14 protein-coding genes are annotated in these 17,332 nt (G+C 48.5%); 11 read left to right on the forward strand and 3 right to left on the reverse strand.

Going from position 1 to position 17,332, the window contains the following annotated elements:
* Window positions 1-83: 83 nt before the first annotated feature.
* The 10 genes from H9Q77_RS03830 (at window position 84) to H9Q77_RS03875 (ending at window position 11,018) form a co-directional block, all read left to right on the forward strand.
* Window positions 84-1,385: a putative DNA modification/repair radical SAM protein gene (locus tag H9Q77_RS03830; RefSeq protein WP_148446526.1), complete on the forward strand. Its 1,302-nt coding sequence runs from the start codon at window positions 84-86 to the stop codon at window positions 1,383-1,385.
* A complete protein-coding gene (locus H9Q77_RS03835; RefSeq protein WP_249326582.1) occupies window positions 1,382-2,149 on the forward strand; it encodes a TIGR03915 family putative DNA repair protein in 768 nt (255 codons plus the stop codon). Before H9Q77_RS03830 ends, H9Q77_RS03835 begins: the two co-directional genes overlap by 4 nt.
* A 268-nt stretch (window positions 2,150-2,417) precedes the next feature.
* Window positions 2,418-2,642, forward strand: coding sequence for an HPr family phosphocarrier protein (locus H9Q77_RS03840; protein ID WP_118546804.1), 225 nt, complete (start codon window positions 2,418-2,420; stop codon window positions 2,640-2,642).
* 159 nt (window positions 2,643-2,801) lie between these two features.
* Entirely contained in the window at window positions 2,802-5,423 is a 2,622-nt protein-coding gene (locus H9Q77_RS03845; RefSeq protein ID WP_249326583.1) for an ATP-dependent DNA helicase, read from the forward strand.
* Between the two features lie 277 nt (window positions 5,424-5,700).
* Window positions 5,701-7,014 carry an alpha-amylase family glycosyl hydrolase gene (locus H9Q77_RS03850; RefSeq protein ID WP_118546823.1) on the forward strand — a complete coding sequence of 438 codons (1,314 nt, stop codon included), beginning with the start codon at window positions 5,701-5,703 and terminating at the stop codon, window positions 7,012-7,014.
* Window positions 7,015-7,028: 14 nt separating this feature from the next.
* Entirely contained in the window at window positions 7,029-8,168 is a 1,140-nt protein-coding gene (locus H9Q77_RS03855; protein ID WP_249326584.1) for an MGDG synthase family glycosyltransferase, read from the forward strand.
* A gap of 32 nt (window positions 8,169-8,200) precedes the next feature.
* Window positions 8,201-8,821, forward strand: coding sequence for a glycerol-3-phosphate acyltransferase (locus tag H9Q77_RS03860; RefSeq protein ID WP_249326585.1), 621 nt, complete (start codon window positions 8,201-8,203; stop codon window positions 8,819-8,821).
* A gap of 132 nt (window positions 8,822-8,953) precedes the next feature.
* Window positions 8,954-9,289 carry a PadR family transcriptional regulator gene (locus tag H9Q77_RS03865; RefSeq protein WP_022153827.1) on the forward strand — a complete coding sequence of 112 codons (336 nt, stop codon included), beginning with the start codon at window positions 8,954-8,956 and terminating at the stop codon, window positions 9,287-9,289.
* 26 nt (window positions 9,290-9,315) lie between these two features.
* Window positions 9,316-10,047 (forward strand): DUF1700 domain-containing protein, encoded by a 732-nt coding sequence (locus tag H9Q77_RS03870; protein WP_249326586.1) that lies wholly within the window; start codon window positions 9,316-9,318, stop codon window positions 10,045-10,047.
* The gene (locus H9Q77_RS03875; RefSeq protein WP_249326587.1) at window positions 10,044-11,018 is read left to right on the forward strand and encodes a DUF4097 family beta strand repeat-containing protein; all 975 of its coding nucleotides are present in this window, start codon (window positions 10,044-10,046) and stop codon (window positions 11,016-11,018) included. The genes H9Q77_RS03870 and H9Q77_RS03875 overlap by 4 nt, the downstream gene beginning before the upstream one ends.
* Before the next feature lie 55 nt (window positions 11,019-11,073).
* On the opposite strand, the gene H9Q77_RS03880 is transcribed toward H9Q77_RS03875, so the two are convergent.
* The 3 genes from H9Q77_RS03880 to H9Q77_RS16720 all read right to left on the reverse strand — a co-directional run bounded on the left by H9Q77_RS03880 (window position 11,074) and on the right by H9Q77_RS16720 (window position 14,108).
* Complete coding sequence (locus H9Q77_RS03880; RefSeq protein ID WP_249327128.1) at window positions 11,074-12,078, reverse strand: PDDEXK nuclease domain-containing protein; 1,005 nt, start codon at window positions 12,076-12,078, stop codon at window positions 11,074-11,076.
* 208 nt (window positions 12,079-12,286) lie between these two features.
* Window positions 12,287-13,162: a pyridoxamine kinase gene (locus H9Q77_RS03885; RefSeq protein WP_249326588.1), complete on the reverse strand. Its 876-nt coding sequence runs from the start codon at window positions 13,160-13,162 to the stop codon at window positions 12,287-12,289.
* Window positions 13,152-14,108: an ECF transporter S component gene (locus H9Q77_RS16720; RefSeq protein WP_330596050.1), complete on the reverse strand. Its 957-nt coding sequence runs from the start codon at window positions 14,106-14,108 to the stop codon at window positions 13,152-13,154. Before H9Q77_RS16720 ends, H9Q77_RS03885 begins: the two co-directional genes overlap by 11 nt.
* Window positions 14,109-14,643: 535 nt before the next feature.
* Between H9Q77_RS16720 and H9Q77_RS03895 the strand changes: the two genes are divergently transcribed.
* A complete protein-coding gene (locus tag H9Q77_RS03895) occupies window positions 14,644-17,322 on the forward strand; it encodes a valine--tRNA ligase (protein ID WP_249326589.1) in 2,679 nt (892 codons plus the stop codon).
* Window positions 17,323-17,332: the final 10 nt, after the last annotated feature.

Raw genomic sequence — 17,332 nt, forward strand, 5'->3', positions numbered from 1 at the left:
AACAAATGTTCTGATTTTGGAAATTTTTGGTAAGAGGCGGTGATAACTTGGAATATCTTATACAAAATGGGGAATTGTCCATCATGCAGAAGCTGGAGATCCTGACGGATGCAGCTCGTTTTGATGTAGCATGTACGTCCAGCGGTGTGGAGCGTAAGGGAGACGGGAAGCATATGGGGAACTGTGCGAAGGCAGGGATCTGTCACAGCTTTTCTTCCGACGGCAGATGTATTTCTTTACTTAAGATATTGATGACCAATGAATGTATCTTCGATTGCAAATATTGCCTGAACCGGAAGTCCAACGATGTCCCCAGAGCCACTTTTACCCCGGAGGAGATCTGTACACTGACCATGGAGTTCTACCGACGGAATTATATCGAGGGACTGTTCTTAAGCTCCGGCATTGTACAGGATCCTACGTTTACCATGGAATTATTATACCGGACCATTTGGCTGCTTCGGAATCACTACCATTTTAATGGCTATGTCCATGTGAAGGCGATTCCCGGGGCAGATCCGGAGCTGGTGCAGCGGATGGGATACCTGGCAGACCGTATGAGCGTGAACCTGGAACTCCCTACAGCGGAGGGACTTCGGACACTGGCACCGAATAAGCACCGGAAGAATATTCTGACCCCCATGCGGCAGATCCAGAACGGCATCCATGCGAATAAGGAGGAACTGATCCTGTACCGTAAGAGTCCCCACTTTGTATCCGGTGGACAGTCTACCCAGATGATCATTGGTGCGACGCCGGAGACGGATTATCAGATTTTAAATGTGGCGGAGAGCCTGTATCAGAAGTTTGAGTTAAAGAGAGTCTTCTATTCTGCGTTTGTAAAAGTCAACGAGGACAAAAGCCTGCCGGCGCTTCCGGGAGGACCACCGCTTCTGCGGGAACACCGTCTGTACCAGGCGGACTGGCTGCTCCGGTTTTATGGATTTCGGGCAGAGGAACTGTTGGATGAGAGAAGACCGTATTTTAATGTCATGTTAGATCCCAAGGAGGACTGGGCAGTGCGGCATCTGGAATGTTTTCCGATGGAGATCAACAGAGCACCTTATGGGGATCTGCTTCGGGTGCCGGGGATTGGCGTGAAGAGCGCCAGGCGGATCCTTGCAGCCAGGCGGAGTACGAAGCTGACTTTTCAGGATCTGAAGAAGTTAGGAGTGGTATTAAAGCGGGCAGTGTATTTTATTACCTGCAGCGGCAGGATGATGTATCCTACGAAGCTGGAGGAGGATTATATCGTGCGGAATCTGACGGATCCGAAGGACCGGATCCGGTTCGGAAGCGACGGTATGAGTTACCGGCAGATGACTTTATTTGATGATGGGATGTTCCCGAACGGGGTACGGCAGGAGGAGAAACGGATCATATGAAGATTTATCACTGTGAGGATTCGCTGGAGGGAATCTTCACCGCTATTTATAATACTTATGAAGATCACTGTATCATCCGGGATACTATGGTCACCACCATCGAGGAGAACCTGCTGTTCTCGGAGTCGGTGGAGGTCATACCGGATCCGGAGAAGACGATCAAGGTGATCCGTACGTTAAAGCGCAGATTCGGGGAAACAGATTATGAGACCCTGTGTCTGGCACTGGCATCGCCGAAGCCGGAGAAGGCACAGGCGGTATACCGGACCATTGCGAAGGGACTGGCTGAGAAGTGTACGGCGGGGCATCTTATGGATGCCATTGCAGACACCTATGTGAACCAGACCTTCAGCCTGGCAAGGGCAGCCGGGAATGAGTATCATCATCTGAAGGGGTTTGCCCGGTTTGAGGAACTGGAGAATACGATCCTCTACTCGAAGATCGCACCGAAGAACAATATCCTGACCTTTTTAATGGTACATTTCGCCGACCGTTTTCCCATGGAAGATTTTCTGCTGTTTGATGCGGGGCGATATCTGTTCGGGGTACATCCCGCCGGGAGACCATGGTATACGCTGCAGGGGAAGGATGCATGGGAGAGAGTACAGTCTGAGACGGAGAAGCTGTCCACGGCGGAGCTGCATTACCGGGAACTTTTCCGCTCCTTTTGTCATACAATAGCTATAAAAGAGCGGGAAAACAGGGAATTACAACGAAATATGCTGCCCCTCAGGTTCCAAGAATATATGGTGGAATTTCAGTAGATTTCGCCAAATTGGGATTTATATTTTACCGCGGTAACGCAACAAATATACAAAACGCCGAAAAGGTTTTCCATACGGCGGACATATATTGTGAAAATGATAACAGAGTGGTAAAAATGCCCAAAATATGCGTTTTCTGGAAGAAAAAAACCGCTTTACATTTGGGGATGGTTGGCTATAATAGTAATGATTTCAGATGTGAGGGGAAAGTACCTGGTGTATTATTTTACTTACGATCGAACTTACTATTGAAAGGAAGGAACAAGAAATGTTAAAGACGATCCGTTTGACACCTGAAGACGTGAAGCATTTTGTTGATGTAGCTTCAAAGTGTGATTTTGATATTGATATATGCTATAACAGATACGTAGTCGATGCCAAGTCATTCCTTGGAGTGTATGGATTGGATTTCACGAAGCCATTGTCTGTATCTTATGACGGCTACAATGATAAATTCGAAGAGCTGTTGAGACAGTATGCGATCGCGTGCTAAAACATCTTGTGATAACAGAATGTGATTTGACTCCCCAGGTAAGATAGAGTACTATTTACCTGGGGAGTTTTCGTATACTGGGCATGTGAGAGTGTGCAACCCGGAACAAGCCGCAGGCATGCGGTTATGATAGGAATTTGTCAAGGGAGGTGAAGCCGCATGGCAGGAGAAGTCAGAATATCGGTCCGTAATCTGGTGGAGTTCATTCTGCGCAGTGGCGACATCGATGACAGGAGACAGGGTTTCCCTGAGAATGCCATGCAGGAGGGCAGCCGGATCCACCGCATGATCCAACGCCGCATGGGTGCGGAGTATCAGGCGGAAGTGGCGCTGAAATACACCCATCCCACGGAGAACTATGTCATCATCGTGGAGGGACGGGCGGACGGTATCATTGAACAGAACGGAGAGACCACCATCGACGAGATCAAGGGAACCTACAGAGATCTGGCGAAGCTGAAGGCACCGTTACCCCTGCACATTGCGCAGGCAAAGTGCTATGCCTATATGTACAGTCTGCAGAAGGAGCTGCCTTATATCCGTGTACGTCTGACTTATTGTAATATAGAGACGGAAGATATCCGTTATTTTTATGAAGATTATGAATTCGCGAAGCTGGAGGCATGGTTTCAGCAATTGATCGGTGATTACCGTAAATGGGCGGATTATACCTGGCAGTGGAGAGCGCTTAGACAGCAGTCCATTGCCGGACTGCAATTCCCCTTCGATTATCGGGACGGACAAAAGGAACTGGTCAGTTATGTGTACCAGACCATTTATCATAAGAGAAAACTGTTTCTGGAAGCGCCTACCGGAGTGGGCAAGACCATATCCACCATATTTCCTGCGGTGAAGGCGATGGGGAAGGACATGGGAGACAAGCTGTTCTATCTGACAGCCAAGACCATCACCCGTACGGTGGCGGAGGACACTTTTTCTCTGCTGCGGGAGAAGGGACTGCGATTCAAAAGTATTATTCTGACAGCGAAAGAGAAGATTTGTTTTCAGGAACGTACCGAATGTAATCCGGAGCAGTGCCCTTATGCCAAAGGACATTTTGACCGGATCAATGATGCAATTTATGATCTGTTGACCCGGGAAGAGAGTTTTACCAGAAGCAAAATAGAAGAGTATGCCCTGAAACATCAGGTATGCCCTTTTGAATTCGGACTGGATTTAAGTCTGTTCGCAGATGGGATTATCGGAGATTATAATTACCTCTTTGATCCCCATGTGTATCTGAAGAGATTTTTCGGGGACGGCAGCCAGGGGAATTATGTCTTTCTGATCGACGAGGCACATAATCTCTTAGAGCGGGGTAGAGAGATGTACAGCGCACCTCTGCGGAAGGAAGACCTGTTGGAACTGAAGCGGGAGATAAAACAGACAATCATGTCGGAAATGGAGGAGGCAGCATTTAAAAAACGCGATAAAGACGAGATTTCCGGACAAATGACATTAGAAATGACAGATGCGTCAAAACAACTGCCACAGGTTAGTATCCCGGAGGAGAGCGATGGAACAGATTCTCTGTATATCAAGGGGCATAAGCTGAAGAAATCCGATGGAAAAAGTACTTTTGTGCGGGAAGGTTATGCGGAACGGATCAGCCAGATTCTGGAGAAGTGCAACGCCCAGCTGTTGTCCATGAAGCGGGATTGTGATGGCTACCGGCTGGTGGATGACATAGACATGTTGGTACAGCCTCTGACCAGACTTCACGGCATCATCAGCGATTATTTGGAGGAGCAGGAGAAGGTCAGTCTGGAGGTGCGGGAGAACCTGCTGGACTTCTACTTCAAGCTCAGCCATTTCCTGGATATTTATGAAAGACAGGACGAAAACTATGTGAAATATACCAGGATGTGTGAGGACGGAAGCTTTGAACTGAAGCTGTTTTGTGTGAATCCCAGGGAAAATCTGAAGGAATGCATGCTCAGGGGACGCAGTACGATCCTGTTTTCCGCTACATTTCTGCCGATTCAGTATTACAAGAATCTGCTGGGTGGCGAGAAGGAAGACTATGAGGTATATGCGCACTCAGTATTCGATCCCGAGAAGCGCACAATACTGATCGCTGGGGATGTGACCAGCAAGTTCACACGCAGATCCCGGGAGGAGTACTACAATATTGCCCGCTATATTCATGAAGTCGTGAAGAACCGGCATGGCAATTACATGGTGTTTTTCCCGTCTTATTCCTTTATGGAGCATATTTATGAGATTTATGAGCAGCATTTTATGACAGAAGAAGAGGAATGTCTGGTACAGCAGGAATCCATGAATGAGGAAGAGAGGGAATACTTCCTGAACCGCTTCCGGGGCAATGAGGACTGCGATCTGCAGAGCCTTATCGGAATGGAGATCGAGGAGGAAGAGGAACAGACGCTGATTGGGTTCTGCGTGCTGGGAGGTATCTTCGGAGAGGGGATCGACCTGAAAAAGGACAGCCTCATCGGTGTGATCGTAGTAGGAACCGGACTGCCACAGGTAGGCTGTGAAAGGGAAATCCTCAAGGACTATTTTGATGACAATGGGGAAAACGGCTTTGATTATTCCTACCGTTATCCCGGAATGAATAAAGTCCTGCAGGCGGCGGGACGTGTCATCCGGACCGCGGAAGATGTGGGGATTATCGTCCTGCTGGATGAGCGTTTCAGGCAGTATTCTTATCGCAGAATGTTCCCCAGGGAGTGGGAACAGGTAGTGCCTGTGACAGTGGATACAGTGGCTAAAAAGGTGGAGCGATTTTGGGACGCCTGGTTGTGGCAGCAACGATGACATTCGATATGATAACAGAGTTGATATACAACATGACAATCCACATAACCACATATGACACGTGTGTATATGTGGATAACTCGGTGGATTTTGTGGATTGTTTGAGATTTTTCATAAAAAAAACGACAGATGGATCAAAAATGATGTATAATAGCAAAAGAATGGATGTGGACAAATCATAAAAGTAGTACTGAACCAGTCAATGAAAAAGTCTTACGAGTACAAAGTATGAAATTAAGGCAACATGAAGTTAAGGCAGAAAGGAATGGTGACTAATATGTGGGCTTATGAAAGTGTTTTTTATCAGATCTATCCTATGGGATTCTGTGGAGTTCCTTTTGAAAATGATGGAATACAGAGACATGAGATCAAACGTGTGGAGGAGTGGATCCCCCATATGCAGAAGCTGGGAGTGAATGCCGTTTATTTCTCTCCGGTATTTGAATCGGATACCCATGGTTACAATACCAGGGATTACCGCAAAATTGATGTAAGGCTGGGAACCAATGAAGATTTTAAGGAAGTATGTGACGCACTGCATGTGGCAGGAATCCGGGTTGTGTTAGACGGTGTGTTCAATCATGTGGGCAGAGGCTTTGCACAGTTTCAGGATGTGATTAAAAACCGTGAGAACTCTCCTTATGTGAACTGGTTCTACCGTATTGATTTCGGCGGCAATTCCAACTACAACGACGGATTGTGGTATGAGGGCTGGGAAGGCTGCTTTGATCTGGTGAAGCTTAACCTGCAGAACCCGGAGGTAGTGAACTACCTGTTAGACAGCGTGAAGGGCTGGATCGATGAATTCGGTATTGACGGTCTGCGCCTGGATGTGGCGTACAGCCTGGATGAGAACTTTGTCAGAAGACTGCGGGAAGTGACCGATGCCTACAAGCAGGATTTCTTCTTATTAGGCGAGATGCTTCACGGAGATTATAATCGCCTGATGAATGATCAGATGTTGCATTCCGCAACGAACTACGAGTGTTATAAGGGACTTTACAGCAGCTTCAACAGCATGAATATGTTTGAGATCGTGCATTCTCTGCTGCGACAGTTCGGACCGGAGAATTGGACATTATATAAGGGAAAGCACCTGTTGTCCTTCGTGGATAACCATGATGTGACCCGAGTGGCAAGTATTTTGAATAATGAAAATCACCTGCCGCTGATCTATGCCATGGCATTCGGTATGCCGGGGATCCCCTGTGTCTACTATGGAAGCGAATGGGGCTTCAAAGCCAGAAAAGAAGATGGTGACCCTGCACTGCGTCCCTGCTTTGACAAGCCGGAGTGGAACGGCCTGTGTGACTGGATCAGCAGACTGGCAGAGGCCAAGAAGCATTCCGAGGCACTGAATTACGGAGCCTTTCGTTCGGTACTGTTGACCAATAAGCAGTGTATTTTCGAGAGAAAGTCGGAGCACGAGAGAGTACTGGTGGCTATCAATGCGGACGGAGAGGACTTCATGGCACATTTTGATGCCGGCTGCGGCACGGCAGTGGATCTGATCACCGGAGAGAAACATGACTTTGGCGGCGGCAGTCTTCTGCCTGCGTACAGTGCATATTTCTGGCTGATGGAAAACTAACGGAGAATTTATTTATGAAGGTACTGATCTTATCCACCGGAACCGGTGAGGGACATAATTCCGCTGCAAAAGCGGTGAAAGAACAGTTTGAAAAACGGGGCATTCCCTGTGAGTTGGCGGATGTACTTAATTTCGCTTCGGACAAGGCCAGCGCTTACGGACGCCGGATTTACATCTGGAGCACGGTCCGGGCGAAAAAGGTGTTCGCAGGAGCGTACCGGGTAGGCAGGGTCATTTCGTCTGCCAGATTAAAGTCACCGGTGTATTTTGCCAACGCTTTGTATGCGGATAAGCTGTGCAGCTATATCACAGAAAACGGATATGATACAGTGGTAATGCCACATCTGTTCCCGGCTGAGGCAATGACCTGGCTGCAACGACAGCATAAGCTGGAGGTACAGACTTATTTTATTGCCACGGATTATACCTGTATTCCTTTTACCGAGGAGACAAAGGTGGATTACTATTTTATCCCGCATGAGGAACTGGCAACGGAGTTTATCAAACGCGGCATCCCTGCGGAGAAACTGGTTCCCACGGGAATTCCGGTATCGGAGAGGTTCCTGCAGCTTCCGGGAAAAAGAGAAGCGCGAGTGCAGCTGGGGATTCCGGTAGATAAATCCTGTATCCTTATGATGACGGGCAGTATGGGGTACGGCCGTGTGGAAAACATGACGGCAAAGCTGGTGGAGCAGACCGGTGAAGATACCCATCTGTATATCCTGGGGGGAACCAATGAAGAACTGAAGAAGACACTCCGTGATAGATATGCCGATACAGAGCGGGTGCATGTGCTGGATTTTACCACGGAAGCGCATCTCTATATGGCAGCGGCGGATATTCTGTTCACCAAACCGGGAGGACTGACTTCTACGGAAGCGGTGGCAGCGAAGGTTGCATTGGTACACACTAAGCCGATCCCCGGATGTGAGGATCGTAATGTTGCTTTTTTCACACAACATGGGATGTCTGTATCAGGAGATACGGAAGATGCCGTGATACAAAAGGGACTAAAGCTTCTGAGGGATCCGGAGGCACAGGCCGAAATGCGGAAGTGTCAGGAAAAATACGGAAAGCCTTATGCTGCAGACGCAGTCTGTGAATTTATCTGCGGACAAAAGGAAGCGGCGGAAGCAGCACAAGAGGAAGCTTAGACACAGAGGAAAACGACAGACAGGAGAGACAGATGATCATACGTGAACTGGGAATGATAGTCTTCGGATTGTTATGCGGAAGTATATTGTTCGGCAGGGCATTGCCGAAGTGGATCAAAGGAATTGATGTCACTGAGGTCAGCAACGATCACAATCCGGGGACTGCCAATGCCATGAAATACGCAGGAGTGCCTGTCGGGATCCTGTGCCTGCTGGGAGATCTGTTAAAGGGAGCACTGCCCGTATACGTGGCAGTTGGCATGGGGCTTGTGACAGACAGCTGGTTCCCGCTTATCATGGCGGCACCGGTACTGGGGCACGCCTATTCCCTGTTTTATCATGGGAACGGAGGCAAAGCCATTGCGGTATCCTTCGGCGTGTTGATCGGACTGGCACCGGTACAGCCGGAACTGCTGATGCTGTTGATCATATTGTATTTGTCGGGGTCTGCCCTTCTGATCAGACCGCACACCAAAAGAACCCGTATCACTTATATCTTTTTTGCCGCGGGAGCAGCGGTCCTGATGATGATACAGAGAATACCACGGCAGGTATTTTGGGGAGCACTTCTGATCTCTGCCATTGTGATCCATAAAAACAGTATCCGTCAGGAGTTTCTGGAGGAGTCGACGGAATCTTTGGAAAGTCTTTAGAATTTCTTACGGTTTCTCTATATTGACGCATGATATTATATGCCGTATAGTATAGCCACAGAGCAATACTATACGGCATATAATATTGTAAGGAAAGCCGGATAGCCGCAAATTTCAGAGAGGAGCGATAGGATGCTTTTTAATACAGGAGCAGCTCTGCTGGATGCTATCGTGCTGGCGGTGGTCGCCCGGGAACCGGAAGGAACCTATGGGTACAAGATCACCCAGGAGGTCCGGCAGGTGATCGAACTGTCGGAATCCACCCTGTATCCCGTGCTTCGGAGATTACAGAAGGACGAATGTCTGGAGGTCTATGACAGGGAATGCAGCGGCAGGACGAGACGCTATTACAAGGTCACCAGCAGGGGCTGGGCACAGCTTCATTTATATGAAAGCGAGTGGCGAAGCTACAGCGGGAAGATCACAGGACTGTTTGAGGGAAGACCGGTGAAGAGGTCAGAGGCGTAACGATGCACAGATGGGAGAAAAAATAGATGAGTAGAACGGAGTATATGAGGCAGCTGGAGAGCCTGCTGCAAAATATTCCCGACACAGAGCGGGAAGAAGCGCTACAATATTATAATGAGTATTTTAACGATGCGGGACCGGAGAATGAACAGAATGTCATTGAGGCACTGGGGAATCCTGCGAAGGTGGCGGAGAATATTAAAAAAGATATTCTGTGGAACGGGTACGGAGAGAACAGCTACCAGAGAACAGGAGCCGACAGCCGGGCAGTGATCACTTATCCGGCAGATCCGCAGACAGAAAATGGTAATGGAGAACAACGTAACCGGCAGAGCGATGCGTCACAAGCTGCACAGGCACAGGTGGTATCTCCACAGAAAAAAGAAGGAATGTCCACCGGTATGATCGTGCTGATCGTCATTTTATGTATTTTGGCATCCCCGGTGATCCTGGGAGCAGCTTCCGCCGGTATCGGCGTGGCGGCAGGGCTGATCGCCACATGGTTCGGACTGATCATCGGTTTCGGGGCAACGGCAGCAGCACTGATACTGGTTCTGATCGCACTGGTGGCAGTAGGGATCATCAGTATGTTTACACATCCCTTTGTGGGAATGTGCCTGATCGGTGCCGGACTGATCTGCGGAGGTGTCGGACTGCTGTTCTTGATGCTGACCGTGGCCATGGCGGGAATCGCCACACCGGCAATCTGTTGTTGGATCGGAGGATTATTCCAGAAAAGAGGTAAAGCAGAAGCATGAAAAAATTTATGAAGGGCTGTGCCATCACAGCGTTGCTATTTATATTATTGGGACTGATCCTGGGAGTGAGCGGAAGTCTGGGGAATGGCTCCACGCATGTTTCGCCCGGGGAGATCCTGTCAGCGGTTACCCTGGGAAGAATCTCCGGAGAAGAGGTGGATGACTGGAGCAACGGTGTGACGGAGCAGATAAGGGAAAATATGGGCGATGTGCACTATGATCTGGAGGACAATGTGGATTATGATTCAGATTATGAAGTTAGGTCGGGAAAGATAGAGCTGTATGTTCTGGGGGATGACAGCCAGGGCATCACGGATTTACAGGTGCAGGCCGGCGGCTGTGTCATGAAGATTCAGGTGTCAGAGGATAACTGTTTCCGGGTAGAAGCCGACGGTATGCGAAAGTTCCAGGGATATGTGGAAGGCGGTACGATGGAGATCCGCGGAACCTCAAAAGTAAGCAGCAACAGTGAAGGTAATCTGGGCGGTTCCATCTGTCTGTATGTGCCGGAGGGATATTATTTTGAAAATATCTCTTTGGATCTGGGAGCCGGAAGACTCAGTGTAGAGGAATTGCAGACGGGGGCGTTGGAAGCCAATGTGGGCGCCGGCAAGATGACGTTTGAGAAACTGGAGGCTGACCAGGCAGAGTTAGACTGTGGTGCCGGTCAGATGACAGTAGAAGAACTGAGCAGCCGTGTGGCAGAGGTGTCCGTAGGAATGGGATCTATCCGTCTGACCGGAGGTGTGACCGAACGATTGGACGGAGAGTGCTCCATGGGAGAACTGAAACTGACACTGGCAGGAGCGCAGACAGATTTCAACTACGACTTAAGCTGCGGTATGGGTGAACTGAAAGTCGGTGATGACAGTTACAACGGCCTGGCACAGGAGAAACAGATCAACAACAACGCTTCTAAAAATATGGAGCTGGAATGTGCCATGGGCAGCGTTGTGGTGGAGTTTAAATAAAATATTTCTTGGTATTACCGCCTGAGTGGAGTTGTGATTCCCTCAGGCGGTAATGTTAGAATTCTTTTTCCGGTTTGTGCCATTTCTTCAAAACAGCTTCTACCTGTGCGATGAGCTGCTCCTTATTTGGGATATAAGAAACATAGCGTGAAGCAAAGATATTGTTGGACAGACCTCCGAGAGCATATTCAGCAGCTACACTGTCTTTGTCTGTACAAAGGATAATACCGATGGGTGGATTATCATGCTCATCATTTACTTCTGCGGCGTAGTAGTTCAGATACATATTAAGCTGTCCGGCGGCTTCCGGCGTGAGTTTGGTGGTCTTTAATTCAATCAGCACATACGCCCGGAGAATTTTATTATAGAAAACCATATCCACATAGTAGTGGGTATTGTTCAGGGTAATGCGCTGCTGTGTCCCTACAAACATAAAACCGCGACCTAATTCCAACAGGAATTTTTCAATCTGCGCGACCAATGCTTTTTCAAGATCACTTTCCAGCATGGGCTTGTTTTCCGGCACACCCAAAAATTCAAAAACATAAGGGTCTTTGATAATGTCGCTTGGTGTAGTCATTTCGATACCTTTTTCCGCAAGGGCAAGTACCGTTTCCTTGTTCGTCTTTCCTTCTGACAGCAATAATCGTTCATAGAGAGACGTGGAAATCTGCCGCTTTAATTCTCGGATCGACCACCCGGAGTTGATGGTTTCCTTTTCATAAAAACTGCGTTTGTCTGGATCTGAAATCGTCAACAGCTCACAATAATGCGACCACGACAATTTAACAGACACTGTCTGTTGAATTTGATAGCTCTGGTAGAAGCGTCGCATAAATTGCAGATTAGAAACAGAAAATCCTTTCCCAAATTCTTTTGTCAATTCTTTAGAAAGTTCCTTTAAGGTCTGCTTTCCGTAATCTGCCCGATCTTTGCTTTCCTGCTCATGTTCAACAATGATCTTTCCTACATTCCAGTAGGTAGACAACAACTCCGTATTTACCTGTACCGCCACACGCTGACGTGCATTTAATAACAATTCTCTGATTTCGTTTATCATAGAATCAGTATGTGCCAAATTACTCAATTTTAATGCCCCCTTTCCAGATGGAGGATAGCCAGTATAATATAAAAAAAGAATCGTAGCACACCGCTTAAGCATCCGCTATACGGGATCTCATTTGAGAACAACCACAATTCCTTTTCTAGTATAAAATATAAAAGAGATGAAGTGAAAAGTCAATCGCATCATTGATTTTTAATACTTCTTACAACAACGCCGCCAGATACTTTTCAAACACTACGCCCTCCTGCACGGGCGTTCCCGCCTTTTCGCTTCCGGCAATGCACAGCCCTACGAAGTTCGCAGCCTTCTGCACGGAGGTTAGCAGAGTCTCCCCGCGGACGGCATCGGCGGCGAGAATGGAGGCGAAGATGTCTCCGGTGCCGGGGCGGGAGGCTCCGGCAATGGGGGTGGAAACAGTGGTATAGACACCGTCATTCCACAGGAAATTTACCAGAGAATCCCCCTGGCGGATGCCGGTGATGACGATGGATGCACTGACAGAATCTTTCAGACACAGAGAAGCCAGCTTCTCACACAATCCGGACAGCTCCTGCATCGTCCATTCTCCATCCTTCCAGGGCGTATCTGTCAACAAACAGGCTTCCGTGATATTCGGCGTGATAATATCCGCAAGAGGCAGCAGCTCCTTCATCTTCTGAACATGCGTCTCTGTAATGGAGGAGTAGGCCCTGCCGTGGTCTCCCATGACCGGATCCAGCAAAAACAGGGGCGGCCGGAACATTTCCACGAACTCCCGTACAATGTCGATCTGCTCTTCATTTCCTAAGAATCCACAGTATAACCCATCGAAAGTAAGTCCCAGTTCGCTCCATACTTTTATATAATCTCGCATATGAGAGGTGTAGTCATCAAAATGGCAGAGAGGAAATCCCAAATGGTTCGATAAAACAGAAGTAGGCACAGGGCATACCTGTACCTTCATTACGCTGATCACGGGCAGGGACACGGTGGTGGAGCATCGCCCGAAACCGGCAATATCATTGATCATAGCAAGGCGGGGAACGAAATCCCCGCCTTTTTGTGCAGTAGTATTACAGTTGTTAGCATTACATTTCATGGAATAATCCTGCTTTCTTCAATGCCGGGCGAAGTGCCAGATAAAGGACGGTTGCCAGAACAACTGCCCAGACAGCATTAAAGGCAGTAACACCGGTTGCAATCTTTGCCAATGCCTTGGAAATATCCTGAGGCACCCCTAACAAATATGTCTTATAGAAGTACCCTACCAAAGGATCGGCTACAATATTGAATGCCATACCGCAGACAGAAGCTAAAATAGTGACACGAGCCACATATTTTTTCGAATGCTCAGCACTCAGGTGGAAAATCTTGTGAGCTACCAGACCTACGATCAGACCGATGCACAGTTTTAATAGGAAAGTCTTGGGAGCACTGGTTACATAAGCAGTAGTCAGGTCAGCGATGGTCATACCCACGGCACCGGCAAGTCCACCCCAGTAACCACCCAGAAGCAGAGCAGCCAGTACACAGAAAACATTGCCGAAGTGCACTGCGGTTTTTTCCAGACTGCCGGGAACGGGAATGTCAAATTTCAAAAAAGCAAAGCCGATGTAGCAAAGAGCCGCCAATAATCCTGCCTGAGCCAGTTTGGTTACATCCACTTTTTTCTCTGCGGAAGGAACGCCTGCAATCGCATTATACAATCCCTTGATCGTCAGCAAAATAGCGAAGAATACCAGCACCAGGCTGTAAGAATAAGGACGTTCTGCGGAAAGCTTCTCATCGGACAGAGTGGACTTCTGAGCGGATAACTCATCCTTCTGTGTATTCAGGGCATCCAGATCTCCGGTTGCGGTACCTGCGTTAATTGCTTCAATGGACGCCTCTACTTCTTCCAGCTGTGCCTTGACATCACTTAACTGGCTGCCATAAGCAACGGACTCTTGATAACTGCTGTTGTGGGTAACGACTGCAAGGATGATTCCCAGAATCAGGAGAATGGCTCCCGCGATCAATACACCGTATGATTTTTTCTTTTCCATAATGATGATCTCCTCTATTGGTTTCTATTTCATAATTCCCATTTCTTCGGTGGGATATGTTAGGATTCAGTGTATAGAAAAAGTGGCTTGCTTAAAAGATCCAGAATATGTTTTTTTTACCATGCCAGTTTTGAACGTTGATCATACAATCTGTAGGACAATCTGTAGGACAACAAGATTTTCTTGACAAAGGATTGCTTCCTGTACTATATTTTTTATTAGAAGTTTTACAGATCAAAAGGCAATGACGAAGAGGAGTACACATATCCCCTTACCAGAGAGAGCGGCTGCATGTATGCGCTGGAAGGCTGCTTCAAGACAGGAATGTGGAAGGTAGCTTCCAAGCCGGAGAGCCGAGACCGGATATTCCGGGCGTAAGTTCTCACGAGTTATCCCCGTTACCGGATAGGACTTTGTAAGAAGTCGCGAGGCAGCGCAAGCTGTGAACAAAGGTGGTACCGCGTTACTGACGCCCTTTGCTGACGAGAGTCGGCAGAGGGCTTCTTTAGTTTCAGGAGAATTTAAGGAGGAAGCAATGAGCAAAGAATTAGCCAAAACCTATGACCCAAACGGCATAGAAGACAGACTGTATCAGAAGTGGCTTGACAAAAAGTATTTTCATGCGGAGGTAGATCACAGTAAGACTCCCTTCACTATCGTGATCCCGCCCCCAAATATCACAGGACAGCTCCACATGGGGCATGCACTGGACAACACCATGCAGGATATCCTGATCCGCTATAAGAGAATGCAGGGCTACAACGCACTGTGGCAGCCCGGCACCGACCATGCAAGTATCGCTACCGAGGTCAAGATCATCCAGAAGCTGAAGGAAGAAGGCATCGACAAACACGACCTGGGACGTGAAAAGTTCTTAGAGAGAGCCTGGGAGTGGAAGAAGGAATACGGTGGACGTATTATTAGTCAGCTTAAAAAGCTGGGCTCTTCCTGCGACTGGGACAGAGAGCGTTTCACCATGGATGAGGGCTGTAACAAAGCAGTTACCGAAGTATTCGTGAAGATGCACGAAAAAGGCTATATCTACAAGGGTGCCCGTATCGTTAACTGGTGTCCCGTATGTAATACCTCCATCTCCGATGCAGAGGTAGAATATCAGGAGCAGGCAGGACATTTCTGGCACATCAAGTATCCGCTGATGAATGAGGATGGAACTCCCAGCACCACAGAGTTCCTGACCTTTGCCACTACCCGTCCCGAGACCATGTTAGGTGATACCGCAGTAGCCATCCATCCCGATGACGAGCGTTACACCCATCTGCATGGCAGAAAGGTACTGCTTCCTATCGTAAACCGTGTGATCCCTATCGTTGAGGATGCTTATGTAGACAGAGAGTTCGGTACCGGTGTCGTGAAGATCACTCCGGCTCATGACCCCAACGACTTTGAGGTTGGTAAGCGTCATAATCTTCCCGTGATCAACATCCTGAATGATGATGCCACCATCAATAAAAACGGCGGCAAGTTCGAGGGCATGGACCGCTATGAGGCGAGAAAAGCCATCGTGGAAGAACTGGATCAGATGGGCCTGTTAGTAAAGATCGAGGATCATGTACACAACGTAGGTACCCATGACCGTTGTAAGACCACCATCGAGCCTATGGTAAAGGACCAGTGGTTCGTTAAGATGGATGAGCTGATCAAACCCGCAAGAGAAGCAGTAAAAAATGGCGAGATCAAGCTGATCCCCGAACGTATGGAGAAGAACTACTTCAACTGGACGGATAACATCCGCGACTGGTGTATCAGCCGTCAGCTGTGGTGGGGACACAGGATTCCCGCTTATTACTGCGATGACTGCGGTGAAGTAGTCGTAGCCAAGGAGATGCCGAAGGTATGTCCCAAGTGCGGCTGCACCCACTTTACACAGGATCCCGATACGCTGGATACCTGGTTCTCCTCCGCACTGTGGCCGTTTGAGACCCTGGGATGGCCGGAGCAGACCGAGGATCTGAAGTATTTTTATCCTACCGATGTCCTGGTAACCGGTTATGATATCATCTTCTTCTGGGTGATCCGTATGATCTTCTCCGGATACGAGCAGATGGGAGAGAAACCCTTCAAGACCGTATTGTTCCACGGACTGGTACGTGACAGTCAGGGACGGAAGATGTCCAAATCTCTGGGCAATGGTATCGATCCCCTGGAGATCATCAGCCAGTACGGTGCCGATGCACTGCGTCTGACCCTGATCACCGGCAACGCACCGGGCAACGATATGCGTTTCTACTATGAGAGAGTAGAGAACAGCCGTAACTTCGCCAACAAGGTATGGAATGCTTCCCGTTTCATTATGATGAACATGGAGCAGGCGCTGGAGAAGACCGGAAAAGATATCACCACCCCTGCGGCAGCAGATTTACAACCCGTTGATCAGTGGATCCTGTCCAAGTTAAATACTCTGGTAAAAGATGTGACCGACAACATGGATCACTTCGAACTGGGTATTGCCGTACAGAAGGTATATGACTTTATCTGGGATGAATTCTGTGACTGGTACATTGAGATGGTAAAACCCCGTCTGTACAGCACTGACGATGCAGTCAGCCAGAATGCGGCACTGTGGACATTAAAGACCGTCCTGATCGATGCCCTGAAGCTGTTACATCCTTACATGCCGTTCATCACCGAGGAAATCTTCTGTACCATTCAGAACGAAGAAGAGTCCATCATGATCAGCAAGTGGCCGGAGTACAGCGAGGATCGTGCATTCCCCGCAGAGGAGAAAGCCATCGAGACGATTAAGGAAGCCGTTCGCGGTATCCGTAACATCCGTACCGAGATGAACGTGGCACCCAGCCGTAAGGCAAGTGTATACGTAGTCAGCGAAAATGACGAGATCCGTAAGATTTTTGAGGAGGGTAAGCTGTTCTTTGCAAGCCTTGCTTATGCGAATGAGATCATGATCCAGGCTGACAAGACCGGCATCGCAGACGATGCGGTATCCGTAGTGATCCCCGGTGCAACCCTGTACATTCCGTTTGCGGAGCTGGTAGACATCGCACAGGAGATCGAGCGACTGAAGAAGGAGCAGAAGAGACTGGAAGGTGAGCTGTCACGTTCTAAGGGAATGTTGTCCAACGAAAGATTCCTGTCCAAGGCTCCCGAAGCGAAGATCGCAGAGGAGAAGGAAAAGCTGGCAAAATATGAGCAGATGATGGAACAGGTGACAAAGCGCTTAGAACAGCTGGCATGATCTGCAACGA

It is taken from the genome of Simiaoa sunii (genome assembly GCF_014337175.1).
GTDB classification, from domain to species: domain Bacteria; phylum Bacillota; class Clostridia; order Lachnospirales; family Lachnospiraceae; genus Acetatifactor; species Acetatifactor intestinalis.